This window comes from Sphingobacterium sp. UBA7631 (genome assembly GCF_002483935.1).
Lineage (GTDB): Bacteria > Bacteroidota > Bacteroidia > Sphingobacteriales > Sphingobacteriaceae > Sphingobacterium > Sphingobacterium multivorum.
In genome coordinates, this window is record NZ_DLIX01000004.1 from 252,306 (window position 1) to 268,929 (window position 16,624).

Genomic DNA, 16,624 nt, shown 5'->3' on the forward strand with positions numbered 1-16,624 from the left:
CACCAATAAATTAACAACACCAACCTACTTTATTGAAAGGCTTCTCTGCAAAATATCAAAGCAGTCAACCCACAGGCAACTTTTTACGATCTTGTTTAAAACAGCAGTAAAACAATTATGCAATGAAAATATTCAAGATATAAACATACTATAGGCCTATTCAAATACAGGTTATTTTCAAGTTAAAGATAAGAATAAATATATAAATGTCAAACAAACATTTATAACAATATTAGGAGAAATGCTTTGCTTATAATGCTAAGAAGTACAGATCAACCAAAATTGCCGGCCGATACCCGAAATATTGGTATATTGCAGCAAAATCTAAAACTACTTGTGAATCACAAAAAACACATTTATGAATAAAATCTTCTCAACCTTACTTGTATCCTGTGCCCTGTACCTGCCGACATTAAGTTTTGCACAACAAAAAAACATACTTCCTCAACTTATTCCGTTTCCTCAACAGCTGGAAGCCGGGCCGGGCCTTTTTCAGCTAAATGGTCAAGAATTGGGCTACGCTATTGATCCAGCATTTTCTTCTACGTCACTGCCGGCATGGATCAACCAATCGCTATTCGGTCAACTGAACAAAAAAAGCGTGAAGAAGACAAACGCCACGCTGCAATTGATCAAAGTCCAGGGCCTCTCAAATGAAGCGTATGAATTGAAGATAGATCAAAAAGGTATACAAATAATCGCTTCTTCAGAAAAGGGCGCATTTTATGGTTTACAGACAGTCCAGCAATTGTATCTACTTTCGGGAACAACAGGTAAGTTTACTCTTCCCTATGTAACCGTAAAAGATCAGCCCGCTTTCAAATGGCGCGGTGTTGAGCTCGATGTAGCCCGCCACTTCTTTCCAAAAGATTATATCTATAAATTCATTGATCTGCTTGCAACCTATAAGTTCAACAAATTTCACTTGCACTTAACGGACGATCAAGGCTGGCGCATAGAAATCAAGAAATACCCTAAACTAACCGAACAGGGGGCTTGGCGTATTTATAACAACCAAGATTCGGCCTGCTTTGTGAAAGCCAAAGAGAACCCCGATTTTAATCTGCCGAAGGAATTGATCCGCACAACAAACGGAAAGGAAGAATATGGTGGTTTCTATACACAACAAGATATCAAGGACATTGTTGCCTATGCGGCCAGTCGCCAGATAGAAATTATTCCTGAAATAGACATGCCCGGACATATGATGGTGGCTACCAAGGCTTATCCTGAACTCCTATTAGACAGCCAATCCGCAGGCTGGGGAAAGCAATTTTCTGTCCCCATCAGCCCCTGGAAAGAGAGCAGCTATACCTTTGTTGAGAACGTACTAGGCGAAATTATTGACTTATTCCCTTCGCATTATATTCACATCGGAGCCGATGAGGTCGAAAAAGACTCCTGGTCAAAATCAGCAGCGGCTCAAGCTTTTATGAAAGAAAAGCAAATAGCGAACTTACATGATCTTCAAAGTTATTTCGTCAAACGAGTAAACAGTTTTATTCGTTCAAAAAATAAACAGAGCATTGGTTGGGATGAAATATTAGACGGTAGTTCGGACACGAGCATGATGGTGATGTACTGGCGTGGTTGGGTAAAAAATGCACCGATAGAAGCTGTAAACCGTGGTCACCGGGTCATTATGACACCTACAAACCCGCTTTATTTTGATTATTTACCCAATAGCAGCAGTTTGGATGCCGTGTACAATATGAATGTCGAACCTACGGATATTTCCAGCCAAAAAGCACCGCTGATCCAAGGTGCACAGGCCAATATCTGGACAGAAATGATTCCTTCCACCGCCCGGTTGGAGTTTATGATTCTCCCGCGGTTAAGCGCTTTATCAGAACGTGTATGGACCAACAAACCGCTGTATGATAGCTATAGAAATCGAGTAATTGCGCACTTTGGACTTTGGAACAAAATGGGTTTACGCTATCGTATGCCAGACCTCACAGGATTCGCCGAAACACAGGTTATTGTTGACGGACAATCTGTTCTAAAGGTTGTAAACGAACTTCCACAGAATCAAATACACTATACAACGGATGGTAGCCTTCCAACACAGCAGAGCCCAGTATTGAACGGTTCGCTCGTGGTTAAAAAAGAAGGGCCAATTCGTTTTGCAACAATCTCCTCTTCCGGTGCAAAAAGTGAACTTTATCAGGTTGATTTTAAAAATGATACCTGGAAAAAGAGCGTAAAACCCAATGAAAATAGCATAGCCCCAGGGCTTATGGCAACACTTTTCAATGGAACTTTTGCCAACACTTCGGCCATTACAGGGCCCGAAGTACGCCAGGAAGTGATCAGCAATATCGCTTTAAACGATACCATCAAAATGCCTTCATTTGGTGCAAAAATACGGGGATATATCTATGTCAAGGAAAAAGGAATCTATAATTTCTACTTCACCTGCGATGATGGCGGTGTCTTGCGGATACATGATCAGCTCGTCGTCAATAATGACGGGCAGCATGCACCGATTATGAAAAGTGGACAGATTGCTTTAGAACCAGGCTACCATCCAATTGCTGTAGATTTCCTTGAAGCTGGAGGCGGATTTACCCTAAAACTTCAATACAGTCTCAATGATTCAAAGGTAATTGATATTCCCAAAGAGTCCTTTTTCCATAAAAAGGATTAATAATCATTATGAAGTATAGAAACACCCCAGTATGGTCAATTCCATCTGGGGTTATTTTTTCGGGCCTAGGGACTTTGCTTTATTTATAGAATGGCATAAGTTTTGCCTAGCTGTAACCATAATGTTACTAACTATGAAAAAGAACTTTATTCTCCTTGCTCTAGCGACCCTGGTGTTGTTAGGCAGCTGCAGCAAAAATGATGGTCCCTCCTCACAAAAAACACCTGTCACAGTAAAAATTACGGATGCTCCAGGTTACTATGACGCGATCAATCTTCACATCGATGCGATCGAGATCCGAACTACTTCGGGTAGCACAACGATAGATGTCGCCGCCGATCCATTTAATATTTTGAATTATACAATGGGAAAAGATACCGTCATAGCCGGACAGGATGTTCCTTCTGGTATGATCCAAGAAATTCGGCTCAAACTTAATGACTCAGGAAATGAAATTTGGGTCAATGGCGTTGTACATCCGCTAAAAACACCTAGCGGACAGTCCTCCGGCGTTAAACTCAAAGTACAAGATGAATTAATTCCGGATGTAGCGTACACACTTCTTTTGGATTTTGATGCGTCAAAATCGATTGTAAAGACGGGCAACGATCAATATCTTCTTAAACCCGTTATTCGCGCCATCCCAGTGGCCACATCTGGAGCAATCACTGGCACAATTAGTCCTGCGGAATCACAAGCCAATGTATTTGCTATTACCGGTGTAGATACTGTAGGTACGTTGGCAAACTCAGCCGGAAAGTTTTACTTTCCTGGGATGCCTGAAGGCACTTACAAGATTGTTGTCGAACCTTCGGTAGCTGGTTACATGAACAAAAGCATTGAAGGCGTGCAAGTAGCCAAAGGAAGTGTGAAAGATTTAGGAATTATTTCTGTACAATAACGTACGATCGGATTAAAGTATCTGATAAGAAACCTATTGTAAAATTGGACATGCCCCAAATAGTTGCCACTATTTGGGGCATTTTAATTGTAGCGGTCTTCTAATCCATCCACGAAAATGTGTTGATTCAATTTTTAGATCATCTCGCCTACAACACTTATTGATCAATAAGTATCTGAGACCGATGAAAGTGAAAGCATATTGGCAAAAAGACGATATGCTCCCGCTACTCCTGCAGGCAGTTGTCTAAATAGAGACAAACTATTGTAGATATAATAACCTTTTCCTGTTTTGCGAAGCAGCAACAAACCATCTTCATGCTGATTATTTGCGTTTTGCCCCCGTAGTATTGGTTCAAAGTCTGCACTCCATTTTTGCGGTAAAAAAAGTGCCCTGTCCTGCACCCAATTTTGAAAATCATGCTGCCCAATTACATTAGGGTAGTTCAATATACGATGGGATGGGTCCAAAAATGAAATGCGGGTTTCTGTATTTGTAATTCTTTCCTGAGAAACAACTAAAGGATAAGTCCCAACCTCAGTCAAATGCAAATCATATGGCGTATTATACTGCCCTATCAATACACCGCCCTGCTCCACATAGTCACGGAAAAGCTGATGAAATTCCGCAATTAAAGGATGAGTATTGTAAATCCGTACCCCCAGGACCACTGCATCAAAATCGAAGAGATTTATTTCACCAATGGACTCAAATGGAATAACATCCAATTGCTCAACAAGTTGGCACAAGCTCCCTCCAAGTTCATCATTCATCCCCGAAATATAAGCAACTTTCCGGGCCGTAATATCCACTGGCAAGTTCAGCACCCGTAGTATTTCCTTGGGAAAGTAAGTTACTTTGTTAATATGCGGATAAACAATACTTTTAGCTGTGAACGGATATATACCTGAACTGGTCTCAATCTCAAATCCAATCTCTTGAATCTCTTCCTGTGATGCTGCTGAACTCAACTCAAAATAAAGTTTTTCCGCTGCATTACCTGCGATGTTGAGATCAATTTCTTTCGGAAATGCGCTCAATCCGTCCGGAAGCGTTAACCTCACTTTAATAGGTAAGGATTCGGCTATATTGGATTGCAGCTCCAAAGCAACTAAACGTTGGGTCGCTTTAGACAGCACAACGATGTCCGAATCAAATGCTGCTGTTACCGGGGGAGCTACGACAACGAGACTACCTGCATGTCTTACAGGAAGCTTAATCGCGATCGGTAAGCCGGCAAATTCCAGTTCCAGATGAACCAACAATTCGGTCCCATATTGTGTCAATACAACATCAGCAGACGATTCTGGTGTATAATTATGTGCGTCACCATTAGCATTAAGCCAAGTTGGAAAAGAAGGTAAAATTGTATCAAGAAGCTGACCATTCAAATGGATCATTTTCGATGGAGACGAGGGAAGATCTATTTGCCTTGCCCCCCTTATAAAAGGAACATTTACCGCTGTCAACTGCAAATTAGACTCCACTGGAATATGCGCATGCAAGATCATATTAACCTCGGTTCCCGGCACCCATAGGGCGTTAGAAGCCTGTACTTCTAAGGAGACACCAGCAAAATCAAGTAGCAGACGTTCTACCTCAGCTCGTTTTTTATGAATAATATTATCTTCGGGAACGATCTTCATCCAAAATAAAATCGAAGCAAGCTCCAATGTAAGCTCTGCCGTATCAGACTCACATTTTGCGATAAGGTCATCCACCAACCGATTGAATACATTTGCATAAGAATCTTGCACTGAACAATGCGTAAAAATAGTATTCACAGCCTCTGAATTGATCGATGCACTTTTTAATACTTCAAAATACTCGATACTAGAGTGATGCTGCGCCAAACTTCCCATGGCCTGAGAACGATGTCGATTACGACTTTCTGCTGCAATTTCACCATAATGTAAGTCAAAAGAGCCATGTCTTATAGGAATATCCAAAGAAATATATGCTGGCAAAGGTGTTACTTCTCCGCCAATATCTTTAACACCACTCTCCTGATATACATTCCACAGCAATTGCTGAGCTTGCCAAGGTGCTAGTTCTGCTAACTGTTCGCTGTAAGCTGTTGGATCAGCGGCCAGATCAAAAGCTTTCGCCATTAGGATTGCTGAGGCCTGATGGTGCCCATGCGAGTCAGGGACATTCGGCGAAAATCGCGTTACAATTACAGTGGGACGAAAATAACGGATAGTCCATACCATATCTGCCAGTACACCATTTTCATCCCATCGCGCCAACGTCTCATCGACTGATTTTGCAAAGCCGAAATCCTTTGCCCGTGTAAAGAACTGTTTTGTTCCCTCAATTTCACGTGCCGCAAGTGACTCCTGCACCCGAAGTACCCCCAGATCCAATCCCTTTTCTCTACCTATAAAATTCTGTCCTCCCTCACCTCGCGTAACAGAAAGGTAGGCAGTATCGACCACCTGATCCTGCGATAGAAATGTCAATAATTTATTGTTTTCATCGTCTGGATGGGCACCGGTATATAAAACACGATCCGAAATTTTAAGCATAGATAGCCCGCGCATCATCATTTGTTTTTTACCTGAAAAAGCTTGATTTAAATGCTGCGTTTGTGCCTGTTGTGCTAAAAATTCCATTGCCATATCCTTCCTGCTAAAATTCTTCGGTTCAAATATAGGAATATTTTTCAATAATCTACTAAATAGATAGATTATATATCAATACACTTTAAAACCAGTAGAAATAAGCATTTTAAAATAAAAAGGCAAGAGACAATTTAATCCAATCGTGTTAACACACCTTCTTTATGACAGTAAAATTCATAACTAGCCTTCCTTCTAAAACGTATAACCTTTTCGATATAGATACTATTATGTTTTTTGCTAAGGGCAAAATACTTTTGCTGAAGTTTGAGTGGTAAACCAGTCCAGTGAATAGATCGTTCGAGTTCTAAGCCATGCGTCTGACTAAATTCCAAGACAAAATTTGTGTCTCGCCAGCTCAATGCAATTTCAGTTTTATTCTTCGAGCGATCTAAGGCTATCAGCACGTCATTCTGATCGACAATCTTACGCGAACTACCTGTCAGCAATATCGCCCCTGAAACCACCATAGCACCATAACCTATTTTTTTAAATACCTGGTCGCTGAGGTAGGGTAATATAAACTGAACAGTAAATGATGAGACTATTGTTGCAACGGCAATTGCCAGGCCCAGTCCCAGCGCTGCCTTAGAATACAGACCTAAAATAATATAAATAATAAGTTTTACGAGATGTAAAAACACTTCATTTGCAGCACGGGTGGCAATAATCTCCTCTTTGGAAAGCCCCATTTTCAAATAAAACCGATTGAACAACAAGCCGATTGCACCTGTAATTCCTGAAATAAAGCCCGAAAGAAAACCTATAATTGCCAAAAAAGATTTCGAACACTTACTTTCCGAAGATAACGCTGCATTTTTTGATTTAAACAATTGAGGGATATTTCCCATGAGGAAAAAAGCAACAATCAACTGCAAATAGGAAGGTTCTATATATTTAATCAGATATCCACCTAATAGTACAGCCGGAATTGAAAACGGTACAAACCACAGAAAGATCTTCCAGTTGATATGCCGCTTAAAAACAATTATTCTCGATACTGAGCTGGTAAACGTACCAATCGTCAACGAAAATGGAATTAACGATGAAGGCAACATAAAATTCAATAAAGGAATAAGAATAAGGCTTGCTCCCCCTCCACATATGGCGCTGATCCAAAAAGCGACTATGGTACTTAAAAACAGGACAACTAAATTTATCATAGGATTTCAACAAAAAAACTACTTCACTGTAGCCTCTGACAAAAATGCACCGACTTTCTGTAGAAATTTAGAATTGATATCCCTAGCCCTCCATATAATCTACACCATTCATCTGCTCAATGCTCAACCTTGTTTTTGTATAAAAACTAAATGCTTTCGTATAATATAGGTTGCGTTAAGCAATGAAGAATATAGATTTGTAACGATATCCCATACGTTAAGGGTATCAAATAATTTTGAACACATATAAATTAGTCGGGATGAAAGTTAGGCAAGTGTTGATTTTTAAAAGTTCTGTAAAGACCAAAAGCAAGAAAGAGTTTTTGATGCAATTGGTCAAAACTCATCTTCCACAAGTACAAGATGCTACTGTCGATCTAGATGATGAGGATGCCATATTCAGGTTCGAAACAGAAGAGTGCTCCATCGACTACCTGACGAAGTTCCTACATGGTTATGGTATCCAAGTTGATTTCCTGGATCGCTTTGTAGTTGCCTAAGCCGCCAGTAGATTACAGCAGTCCTCCCGTGTATTGTTTAAAGAAAGCTTCTCGATAGATTTCACCGATCGGAATTTCAAATTTGTCGATGTAAACAGTATGGTTGTCAAATGAATCAATAAAGGACAAATTAATCAGATAGGATTTACTGGTGCGTGCAAAGAGGCTCACCGGAAGTTTCTGGTGAATTGTCTTCAAATTCATTGCAGTAATCAGTTTATTGTTCCGGGTATAAATAACCACATAATCTTTGAGTGCTTCTATAAAGCGAATATCAGTAAATGCAATTTTATAGTATTTCCTATCCGATTTAATAAAAAGTGCATCCTCACTGGCCTTCTCAACCGTACTTTGATTTTCTTTTAACGCTAGTAATTTTTTATAGGCTATTGCTTTATCGATCGCTTTGGCTAAGCGGTCTTTATTGATCGGCTTCAACAGATAATCTATTGCATCCAATTCGTAACTTTTCAGTGCATATTGCGCATAGGCAGTCGTCAGGATAACCAGCTTGTCATTGGGAAGAGACTGTGCAAAATCGAGTCCATTAACCGTTGGCATCTCAATATCCAGAAAAAGCAAATCCACCGAATTTGTTTTAATACATTCTAATGCCGATATCGCGTTGGAAAATGTACCGACTATCTGAATGGACGAAATTTCTTCGATTAAATTTTTCATTTCTTCCCTAGCCAGGGGTTCATCGTCTACAATAATGCAATTCATAATGGAATAGTAAGTTTAACGCTATACAATGTTTCAGTCGTTGACACCGACAGTTCATAATCATTTCTATATAGGAGATCCAGTCGTCTTTTGGCATTAGCCAATCCCAGTCCGCTGTATTTGCTTCGGACAAATAAGCTGTCGGGATCTTTCGAATTTTCACATTCAAAACAAAGCTGCTGATTAGCTTCAGAAAAATGAATTGTAATAAAGGTATCACCGGAGCTGAGACTATGTTTAATTGCGTTTTCAACAAAGGCTGTAAAAAGATGTGGTGGTAGGAATATACCTTTCTTTTCCAATTCTGCTGGGCAGGATATACGCGTTGTGAGGTTATCACGGCGTATTTCCTCCAATTTTAGAAAATTGGAGATAAAGTTGATTTCAGACCTCAAAAGCGTCCTATCATCATTATTTTCATAGAGCTGATATCTTAGAAAGTCTGATAGTTTCATGATGACCTCCGTAGCCATATTCGGATCTTTTCGAATTAAAGCCTTAACATTGTTCAGCATATTGAATAAAAAATGTGGCTGAATCTGGTTCTTCAAGGATATAAGCTCTGTGGTCAGCGCCAAATTTTTCAGTTCAGAAATGCGCTTATTGTCTTCCAACCAACGCTTAAAAAGCTTAAATGTCGTCGTCGTCAGAATAATCGGAATACAGATAAATAATGCGGCGACTAGCCCCATAGAGTCCGACTCCGGTTTTTTTATAGCGGGAATATGAATGGAATAGATGTAATTTGCAATGTACATGACCACCAGCAAACTGGCCGTTACCAGCAGTATCAATGCTAAGACATATAGCTCATATTTAGCCTTAAAGAAAAACTTGGGTATCAGTACATACATATTAGCGTAAAACATGCATACAAATACAAGCCACAAGATAATAGAAAAATAAAACCGATAACTACCCTGAAAATGAGAACTCGAATTTGCATTTGCAAAAAGTAAAAGTAAACCGATCAGAAAAAACACATGTCGCAGTGGCCTGAATTTATTTTCTGTAAAATACCTTAAAACAACGCTATTATTGAAGTCCTGCATGCTTTAGAACAATTTTTAACCTGAATAACAAAAATAGCGCTTTTCTTGGCAAGTACCCGATCTCTTATACGAAGGCCTGTTTTTTTTATACCAAAACTAATGGATGATTTTTAACTTTTCTTTCCGCTGTTCCCCCAAAATGGACTTTTGTATAAAAAGAAGACCTGTTGGTCTAAAAAAAGAATCCCACCAACAAATTTCGGCTATTCTTACAATGATTTTAATCATATATTTATGCAAAAAACACTTTCAATGTTTGTGCTGTTACTTAGCCTATCCACGTCCATCGCACAGACTAAAGATAGCGTGCAGCAAAAAGTGAGGGCTGTGGTTACCGACAAATTTCCCATAACACGGGTCCTCAATTTGACCTATGAATCCAATACAGGATACAGTTATTCATCAAAGCTCCAAGGTCAGGATTTACCTAAAACAAAAGTAGAATCGATGTACCAAGCCGGAGGTAGTATCAACATTAATTTTTTAAAGGGCAGAACCTGGAACTTGGGTACCAATATTGGCTATCAGTTCACTTCTGTAAACTCCAATCGTTTAGACCCCATCGCACAATCCACCATACAGTCAACCCATCAATATCATTATCATTACGAATCACTTAATCTTACCCGTTATTCACGTTTGTGGGGCAAGGTAGCATTTTATACCGCAACGGTTGCTGCCAATGGGAGTGAAAAAGCAATAGAACGCATTAATGGGATATTATCTGCTACTGTGGTACTAAAAGCTACGCGGGAGATTCAAATGGCGGTGGGCCTCATCGGCTTTATAGATCCGGCAGCAATTATTCCGGTTTTACCAACCTTTGCCTACAAGCAACAATTTGCCAATGGGATGATACTTGATGTCATCTTACCTAAAGGAGTCTACCTTCGAAAAGAGGTCTTGCGGAATGGCCGCGTTTCAATAGGTTCCGATTTAAATAGTACGATCTTTTACCTCTATAACTTTCAAGGCGCTGAAAAAGTATATACCTTCAGTCAGATGGAGATCAATTCGGGTCTGACTTATGAACATAACCTGGGCCGATCTTTTATTGCCACCCTTAAATCAGGACTAAAAACCATACCCCGTGCACGCGTATTTGAAAAAAACAAAACCCAGCGCGATTATGTATGGGAAGCAAATCCCGGTCCTTCGTTTTATATTAATGCGGGGCTTTCCTTCAATCCCTTTGCTAAGAAAAGGAAATAATATCTTTTTTTCGGGTTATCCACCCCATATAAATCGATGATTGAAAGAATCGAATAGGAGGTTCAAATCCGGCTTCTTCACAGAGCTCGACTAATCGTTCTTCCGAGACATGCAACAATTCGTGCTCGATTCTTCGCAATCTTTGAGCGACCTGTGTTTCATCTATCCCCTTGGGCAGAAGAAGCCGCAACAACTGCAAGTTTTGTTGAATCTGCTCCTTATTGCCCGTAATATCTAATAATAACAAGGGTGCTTGCGACATCATTCTCTTGGAAATATCTTGGAGCATAACCAATTTTTCGCCATTGTCTTCTAAAAAGTGTAATACAAGCAAAAGCGTCGCAGCACCAAATTGTTTCTCTTCGTCCAAATCACCTACCACACCTTCGACAAGATGAACATTCTCATCCGCTTCAAATTTTTCCAGGGCCTGGCTAATCATCTCAGGCGACGGATCTACCCCGGTTATTGTCCAAGATTCTGCTGTGTCGACAAAACGTCCTATTTCATTTCCAGTACCACATCCTACCACCAGTAAATCCTTGTTTTCAGTTTCTCGGAGGAGCTTTGGCAACTGATCTAAAAAATAATGGTAATTGGGAATCCAGCTCTCAACAAATTGGTCATAGCCTCTTGCGCGCTCATTTTCAAACAGTTCTACTTTATTCATTTATATAACAAAAATCATTCAATATAAAATTAGCATTCAATTGAAAGGGTGCCCTTCGGTATTTCAAATATACATGGAAAACCAGTAGTTTAAAACAATTCTAAATAACATACTACTATTCTGACAATCCCGTTACTAATTTCACCTCTTTGATGCGTGAGCGAGTTTTATCTTTAGACTATCAGTGCTGTTTTTTTGAAAGTCTATCAATTACTTTTTCAGATCAATTCCTTTCACCACCCCAGGTTTAAAGATATTACCCAGCGTATGCATGCGTTCAATTGCATTCAAGTTTAGCCTATTCTTTTTTTGATGCTTTTTCAGTATTGATTTAGGTATGAAATTAAACCTTTTAAGTATTATTAAAATCAAGCAGTCTGCTCATTGTTAATTATATCATGCATAGTGACTATGATTGTTCCTTAACTATACTGTTCTTTTACCATGACATCTTTGCTATGACTCTTTGAAATTTTCGGAATCATAAAGATGATTTTCGACCATCATGATTAAGCGTTTTAGGGATAGATTTCTATATTTTTAATAGCGCGATTGATGAAGGCTGATAACCGTATCTTGATAACATCTGGCAAATCAGTATAAAAAAGGCCAGAAAATTAATTCTGGCCTTCGAAAAATACAATATCTAACCTACATTACTTACTTTTTTAACCGATGCCGATCACAAATGGTTTTAAATATTTTTAGGAAATTCGTCTTTCCACCAAGTAAAACGCCAGTCATCGCCTTCTTCTTCGGTCAATAGGCATTCTTCAAGCTCCGACAGATATTTTTCTTTCTCCAGATGCTGACCTATAAATACCAATTCATTTTTTCGATCTTCCCACTCCGGGTGCCAACGTTTAAGAAGTTCAGCGCTGATTTCGGCATAACTGGGATACTGATAACGCTGCTCTTCGGGCATGCTACTCCACCATGAGCCTGCACTTTCCAATCTTACGCTGCCACCTGCCTGACTAAAACTAATCGCAAGATTCGGCCGGGATGCCAACCAGAGGAGACCTTTAGCGCGTATGATATTATGTGGGTACCGCTCATTGAGATAACTGTGCAGTCGCTGGGGATGGAAAGGCCGTTGCGATCGAAAGACAAAAGATGAAATACCATACTCCTCTGTTTCGGGGCTATGTTCATTTTCAAGTTCTCTGATCCATCCAGCCGAAGAGGAAGCTTCATCAAAGTCAAACGAGCTCGTACCCATAATTTCCTTTGGATCAACACGTCCAAATTGTGTACGGATTAATTTGGCTCCAGGATTGAGCCGCCCAATAGCAGACTCGAGAGTGCCCAAAGTTTCCTCAGATACCAGATCGGCCTTATTCAAAAGGATAACATTGGCAAATTCGATCTGATCAGTCAACAGATTTACAATTGCCCTATTGTCATAGTCGTCATCCGTCAGTTTCCGATCTAATAAGGTATCGGCGCTTCCAAAATCTTTAGCAAAATTGAAACAGTCCACCACAGTTACCATAGTATCAATGTAACTGAACGTAGACAGATCAATCCCATTGTCAGCACTACTATAACTGAATGTCTGCGCTACTGGAATAGGCTCCGAAATACCAGTACTCTCGATAAGAAGATAATCAAAGCGATTTTCTTTCGCTAGTCGCTCCACCTCCACCATCAAATCCTCCCTTAAGGTACAACAAATACATCCGTTGCTCATCTCCACTAACTTTTCTTCTGTTCGCGAAAGCACATTTTCACGTTCAACAGCTTGTGCATCAATGTTCACTTCACTCATATCATTAACAATAACAGCAACTTTCTTGCCTTCCTTATTGTGTAGAATATGATTCAATAGTGTGGTTTTTCCCGCACCTAAAAATCCACTTAAAACAGTGACAGGTAATTTAACTTTTTTGGAAATGCTGCTCATAGTAATTTCGTTTAAACAAATATAAAAACAAAACAACACAAATGCAACATTGTTGCTATATAAAGATATACGCTAAAACAATAACAGGTGAACTTCCTTAAAAACTTTCGCATGATGAAGTACAAACCTCGTTTAACATGATCAGCATCCCCTTGTCGTAACGTACGTTCACGATCAGCATCCCAGTATTTGCAGTCTAGTTTGATAAACGGGGAAAATCCTTCAGCCCTATAGGAGCTCCATCCTCCATCAGCCCGTTACAAGTACATCGATTGGTGTGTCGAGCTAGTCCTGCAAATATCCTTGATATCCAGCAATACATATCTCCACAACAAATCGTAAATCATTAATAAAATTAAAGCCGCCTGATGTAGCAAAATCAGAACGGCTCAGCTTACAGCACAGGAAAGTCTGTAAAGGTTACCTACCAGTGGAACTATTAGCTTAAAACAAACGCACTTTAAATCCCAGTTGATACTGGTCAATATGTGCATCCCAATTGTCTACAATTTTATTATTCTTTTTGAATTGTCGGTATCTAAAATACAGCGCGCCAAGATCTATCCCTAATGCGTAACCTATCCGTGTACGACTGTTGAACGCTGGTTTTCCATCATTAAGTTTATACCTGTCGTCGTTGAGCAACATATTCAAGTCTAGGCCACCCAAGATTGAAAATTTTCTCGTAAAATTAATTTTTAGGTATACGGGTGTATTGAGATATTTCAGCGAACGGGTCCCCTTGGATAAGCCTCCAGCAAGAGAAGCCGTGTTACCATTGACACGAATTCTGGTTAAGTTGTAACTAGGCTCAACTTGAATATCCATCTTGCTATTAAGTCCAAAAATCAAATCCCCTCCCAATTGATATCCCATTCTATTGGCGCCAAATGTATTGCCACTTGCACGCGAAATATTACCACCCACCCGAAGTCCAAACCCCATTTGTCCGTAACATGCGGTCTCGAAACATAACAATCCCATGACCAAAAAACTAACTAGTGTACAATGTTTCAACTTTAATCGATCTATCTTTATCATTTTTATCATAAAACACACCATTACATTAGACCGATGACTGTTTTCCTGCAATTTGCAACTTCACAAAATAGGCAATATTATTCTTCTTTATACCTTCCTTCAATAGGCGTGCTTCCTCTGTAAAGTACGTATGGTTTCGTAAGAAGACCAGGGTCAGTGCATACCATATGCGTTCATCGATCACCTGATTCTTTCTATAATTTACCTCCAGATACATCCTTTGGTTAAGGTCAACAAAGCTTTTACTTCCCAAATGAAATGAGACCGCATCCGCAACCACAAATCTATCCTCGGCCGTCAAGGCATATTTTTCACTTAGGGTCATTACTGCGTTTACAATATCTCGAACCCTTTCAATGGTGTGAAAATATAGCTGTGGGTTGTGGTTCTTGCGGTAACTATGCACTAAAAAAAGATCTGCCTGCTCAAGTAAGTTTGTGTAATCCATTTAAACAAAGCTAAAAATTCGTAAAAAATAGATTTAACATATTATACCAAAGGGCTTATTTTTTATACCAAAAGCCCCCTTTAAACAAAAAAGGCTAGGTGTGATTACCTAGCCTTTATCCTTAATTTTCCTTTTTCTATCAATTATCCTAAGCACCAAATCGCTTTAGATCGTTAATTGCTTTTATTTATTAGACTATTTGATCGTTACAGCAAAAGCATATTCATCTTGAGGAAGACATTGTGAAGCGTCACAAGCTTGCCATTCCACGGTACCTTTTACTGTTGCTGTTCCTTTCTTGAGCGAAACCTTTTGCTGAAAGATCACTTCATTGGTGAAGTATCCCACATCCATTTTGAAAACCTCTTCGTGTTTGATCTTCGGTTTTGGTTCAGCCGTCTTACCGACCAAAACGTAGTCAGCAGCTTTACCGAAATTGAAAGATGTTGGAATTGGGCCACCGTCTTTTACATTTTGGGAGTAAATGTGCCAACCATCTTGAATAGTGGCCTTCACATAGACCATAGCTTCCTTGTTGTTCAATTTTTTGCTGGCCACAGTCCATTTAACAGGCTTATGAATCTGAGCGAATGCGCCCGAAACGACGAACATAACCACGGTTAGTAACAATAAAATCTTTTTCATCTTTGTATCAATTTTTCAGTTTATTATTTCATTGGCAGTACATCTTAGACAGTATTTCCCCTATGAAAGATCCTGTCTAAATACTTACAACAATATTCGTTATAAACAGAATAAAATACAACACCACTTTAATAAAACAATAAATTTTACCAAAAAAAACACATAAAACCATATTTTTTACGATTTAAGGTTTATTGTTTTTTCAATTACAATAATATATTCAAAAAGCCTATCAGACTAAAACAAAAGGCATTGTCAAACATTGTCTGCTGTGGGCTTGTGAACACGTTCTGCTCTACAACTCCATCCCAAGCTAATCAATTATACATAATTATTTGTATCTTATGTATAATTCACATTTATGCCATGGCTATACCAACCACAAAAGACGAACTCCTTCAAGCTATCCGTATAAATTACAGCAAGCTTGTCTGTGAACTTTCCGATATTCCGAACGATCAAACTAATCTTCTTATACTCCAGGGTCATGCTAAAGGAACAGTAATGAGTATAAATAACCTAATTTCCTATTTAATTGGCTGGGGTGAGCTGGTTCTCAAATGGAATAAGAAAAGTGAAGATGGCAAAGAGGTTGATTTTCCGGAGACTGGTTTTAAATGGAATGAGCTAGGCAAACTGGCTCAAAAATTTTATCAGGATTATAACAATCTAGATTTTAATACTTTGTGCGCAAAACTAGACCAAACTGTTTTAAAAATTGTGGAACTCATTGAGCAAAAGACAGACATGCAGCTTTATGGTGTATCGTGGTATGAAAAATGGACCTTAGGCAGAATGATTCAATTTAACACCGCTTCACCTTATCAAAATGCAGTCGGGAGGATCCGTAAGTGGAAAAAATAGAAAAAATACTAAACCATCGCTGGATAAGTATTGTTATTCAATAAACACATATATATTCATTACTATGGGAAATCTATTATATACTATCGCTGTTATTTTGGTCCTGATATGGGCAATCAGTTTTTTTGGAGGCTTTGTTGGCGGAGGGCTAATTCATATTCTTTTGGTAATTGCAATCATCGCAGTACTTTTACGTGTGATCAAAGGAAACGCGTAACAGATTTT

General features: G+C 39.2%; 15 protein-coding genes. 6 read left to right on the forward strand and 9 right to left on the reverse strand.

The window, feature by feature from the left end; all coding sequences use genetic code 11:
• Positions 1-358: 358 nt before the first annotated feature.
• Complete coding sequence (locus B3P16_RS05850) at positions 359-2,650, forward strand: family 20 glycosylhydrolase (protein WP_286841739.1); 2,292 nt, start codon at positions 359-361, stop codon at positions 2,648-2,650.
• 133 nt (positions 2,651-2,783) lie between these two features.
• The gene (locus B3P16_RS05855; protein ID WP_286841741.1) at positions 2,784-3,551 is read left to right on the forward strand and encodes a DUF4382 domain-containing protein; all 768 of its coding nucleotides are present in this window, start codon (positions 2,784-2,786) and stop codon (positions 3,549-3,551) included.
• A gap of 164 nt (positions 3,552-3,715) precedes the next feature.
• Here the strand turns inward: B3P16_RS05855 and B3P16_RS05860 are convergent, their stop codons facing one another.
• Both B3P16_RS05860 and B3P16_RS05865 read right to left on the reverse strand, forming a co-directional pair.
• A complete protein-coding gene (locus B3P16_RS05860; protein ID WP_286841742.1) occupies positions 3,716-6,172 on the reverse strand; it encodes a PIG-L family deacetylase in 2,457 nt (818 codons plus the stop codon).
• Positions 6,173-6,306: 134 nt separating this feature from the next.
• The gene (locus B3P16_RS05865) at positions 6,307-7,335 is read right to left on the reverse strand and encodes a sulfite exporter TauE/SafE family protein (protein WP_159333130.1); all 1,029 of its coding nucleotides are present in this window, start codon (positions 7,333-7,335) and stop codon (positions 6,307-6,309) included.
• Between the two features lie 260 nt (positions 7,336-7,595).
• Here B3P16_RS05865 and B3P16_RS05870 point away from each other — a divergent pair, with 260 nt between their 5' ends.
• Complete coding sequence (locus B3P16_RS05870) at positions 7,596-7,835, forward strand: hypothetical protein (RefSeq protein ID WP_286753615.1); 240 nt, start codon at positions 7,596-7,598, stop codon at positions 7,833-7,835.
• A 12-nt stretch (positions 7,836-7,847) separates the two neighbouring features.
• On the opposite strand, the gene B3P16_RS05875 is transcribed toward B3P16_RS05870, so the two are convergent.
• Positions 7,848-8,561, reverse strand: a complete 714-nt coding sequence (locus B3P16_RS05875; RefSeq protein ID WP_112376016.1) for a LytR/AlgR family response regulator transcription factor — start codon at positions 8,559-8,561, stop codon at positions 7,848-7,850.
• Positions 8,558-9,430: a sensor histidine kinase gene (locus tag B3P16_RS05880; protein WP_286841744.1), complete on the reverse strand. Its 873-nt coding sequence runs from the start codon at positions 9,428-9,430 to the stop codon at positions 8,558-8,560. The genes B3P16_RS05875 and B3P16_RS05880 overlap by 4 nt, the downstream gene beginning before the upstream one ends.
• Positions 9,431-9,847: 417 nt before the next feature.
• Between B3P16_RS05880 and B3P16_RS05885 the strand changes: the two genes are divergently transcribed.
• A complete protein-coding gene (locus B3P16_RS05885; protein ID WP_286841746.1) occupies positions 9,848-10,825 on the forward strand; it encodes a hypothetical protein in 978 nt (325 codons plus the stop codon).
• On the opposite strand, the gene B3P16_RS05890 is transcribed toward B3P16_RS05885, so the two are convergent.
• The 5 genes from B3P16_RS05890 to B3P16_RS05910 form a co-directional block, all read right to left on the reverse strand.
• Complete coding sequence (locus B3P16_RS05890; protein WP_286841748.1) at positions 10,809-11,495, reverse strand: class I SAM-dependent methyltransferase; 687 nt, start codon at positions 11,493-11,495, stop codon at positions 10,809-10,811. The two genes, B3P16_RS05885 and B3P16_RS05890, sit on opposite strands and share 17 nt — an antisense overlap.
• Before the next feature lie 694 nt (positions 11,496-12,189).
• Complete coding sequence (locus B3P16_RS05895; RefSeq protein ID WP_286841751.1) at positions 12,190-13,401, reverse strand: GTP-binding protein; 1,212 nt, start codon at positions 13,399-13,401, stop codon at positions 12,190-12,192.
• A gap of 444 nt (positions 13,402-13,845) precedes the next feature.
• Positions 13,846-14,442 (reverse strand): outer membrane beta-barrel protein, encoded by a 597-nt coding sequence (locus B3P16_RS05900; protein WP_236560245.1) that lies wholly within the window; start codon positions 14,440-14,442, stop codon positions 13,846-13,848.
• A 25-nt stretch (positions 14,443-14,467) separates the two neighbouring features.
• On the reverse strand, positions 14,468-14,890 hold the full coding sequence (locus B3P16_RS05905; protein WP_286841753.1) for a hypothetical protein: 423 nt from the start codon (positions 14,888-14,890) through the stop codon (positions 14,468-14,470).
• Positions 14,891-15,085: 195 nt separating this feature from the next.
• Complete coding sequence (locus B3P16_RS05910) at positions 15,086-15,535, reverse strand: protein-disulfide reductase DsbD domain-containing protein (protein WP_286841755.1); 450 nt, start codon at positions 15,533-15,535, stop codon at positions 15,086-15,088.
• A 366-nt stretch (positions 15,536-15,901) separates the two neighbouring features.
• On the opposite strand from B3P16_RS05910, the gene B3P16_RS05915 reads away from it, so the two are divergent.
• A complete protein-coding gene (locus B3P16_RS05915) occupies positions 15,902-16,399 on the forward strand; it encodes a ClbS/DfsB family four-helix bundle protein (RefSeq protein WP_286841757.1) in 498 nt (165 codons plus the stop codon).
• A 64-nt stretch (positions 16,400-16,463) separates the two neighbouring features.
• A complete protein-coding gene (locus B3P16_RS05920) occupies positions 16,464-16,616 on the forward strand; it encodes a lmo0937 family membrane protein (RefSeq protein WP_112376008.1) in 153 nt (50 codons plus the stop codon).
• The last annotated feature ends 8 nt before the right edge of the window (positions 16,617-16,624 follow it).

Excerpts from the sequence above, each read along its gene's own strand:
- B3P16_RS05885 (WP_286841746.1), top strand. The coding sequence starts at position 9,848 with ATGCAAAAAACACTTTCAATGTTTGTGCTGTTACTTAGCCTATCCACG.
- B3P16_RS05890 (WP_286841748.1), bottom strand. The coding sequence starts at position 11,495 with ATGAATAAAGTAGAACTGTTTGAAAATGAGCGCGCAAGAGGCTATGAC.
- B3P16_RS05870 (WP_286753615.1), top strand. The coding sequence starts at position 7,596 with ATGAAAGTTAGGCAAGTGTTGATTTTTAAAAGTTCTGTAAAGACCAAA.
- B3P16_RS05880 (WP_286841744.1), bottom strand. The coding sequence starts at position 9,430 with ATGTTTTACGCTAATATGTATGTACTGATACCCAAGTTTTTCTTTAAG.
- B3P16_RS05915 (WP_286841757.1), top strand. The coding sequence starts at position 15,902 with ATGGCTATACCAACCACAAAAGACGAACTCCTTCAAGCTATCCGTATA.
- B3P16_RS05920 (WP_112376008.1), top strand. The coding sequence starts at position 16,464 with ATGGGAAATCTATTATATACTATCGCTGTTATTTTGGTCCTGATATGG.
- B3P16_RS05865 (WP_159333130.1), bottom strand. The coding sequence starts at position 7,335 with ATGATAAATTTAGTTGTCCTGTTTTTAAGTACCATAGTCGCTTTTTGG.
- B3P16_RS05900 (WP_236560245.1), bottom strand. The coding sequence starts at position 14,442 with ATGATAAAGATAGATCGATTAAAGTTGAAACATTGTACACTAGTTAGT.
- B3P16_RS05875 (WP_112376016.1), bottom strand. The coding sequence starts at position 8,561 with ATGAATTGCATTATTGTAGACGATGAACCCCTGGCTAGGGAAGAAATG.
- B3P16_RS05910 (WP_286841755.1), bottom strand. The coding sequence starts at position 15,535 with ATGAAAAAGATTTTATTGTTACTAACCGTGGTTATGTTCGTCGTTTCG.
- B3P16_RS05905 (WP_286841753.1), bottom strand. The coding sequence starts at position 14,890 with ATGGATTACACAAACTTACTTGAGCAGGCAGATCTTTTTTTAGTGCAT.
- B3P16_RS05850 (WP_286841739.1), top strand. The coding sequence starts at position 359 with ATGAATAAAATCTTCTCAACCTTACTTGTATCCTGTGCCCTGTACCTG.
- B3P16_RS05855 (WP_286841741.1), top strand. The coding sequence starts at position 2,784 with ATGAAAAAGAACTTTATTCTCCTTGCTCTAGCGACCCTGGTGTTGTTA.
- B3P16_RS05860 (WP_286841742.1), bottom strand. The coding sequence starts at position 6,172 with ATGGCAATGGAATTTTTAGCACAACAGGCACAAACGCAGCATTTAAAT.
- B3P16_RS05895 (WP_286841751.1), bottom strand. The coding sequence starts at position 13,401 with ATGAGCAGCATTTCCAAAAAAGTTAAATTACCTGTCACTGTTTTAAGT.